This window comes from Enterovibrio norvegicus FF-33 (genome assembly GCF_000286835.2).
GTDB lineage: Bacteria > Pseudomonadota > Gammaproteobacteria > Enterobacterales > Vibrionaceae > Enterovibrio > Enterovibrio norvegicus_A.
The window spans coordinates 1-360 of record NZ_AJYD02000049.1; the positions used below are offsets into that span (position 1 = coordinate 1).

Annotated in this window: 1 protein-coding gene; it reads right to left on the reverse strand. The window is 56.9% G+C overall.

What is annotated here, in order from left to right:
- On the reverse strand, positions 1-360 hold a 360-nt coding region (locus tag A1OO_RS23495; protein WP_017005318.1), incomplete at both ends, for a hypothetical protein.

Consider the following 360-nt stretch of genomic DNA (forward strand, 5'->3'; position numbering starts at 1 on the left):
ACCGCCGAGTTCGTCATTGCCATCGAGCATGCCATCGCCATTGGAATCAAACGCCGCAAAGTCACTGGCGGCCATGTCAAAGGCCGTGCCGTCGTTCTCTGCGTTTTGGCTTTCCAAGTCGAGGTAATCAGGAATGCCGTCACCGTCAGAATCGGGGGCGGGATCAACGCTGGCTTGCAGGTCAATGCTATCGACCTTGAGATCGCCATCGCTGTCTGCCAGACCGGCTTCAATCACATCTGGGATGGTGTCGTTATCCGAGTCGAGATCGACATCGTTGGTCACGCCATCGTTATCTGCATCGGCCGACAAGCCTGCGCCCGAGAGCGGCGTCAATTCGATGTTACTAAGGCGGATCGC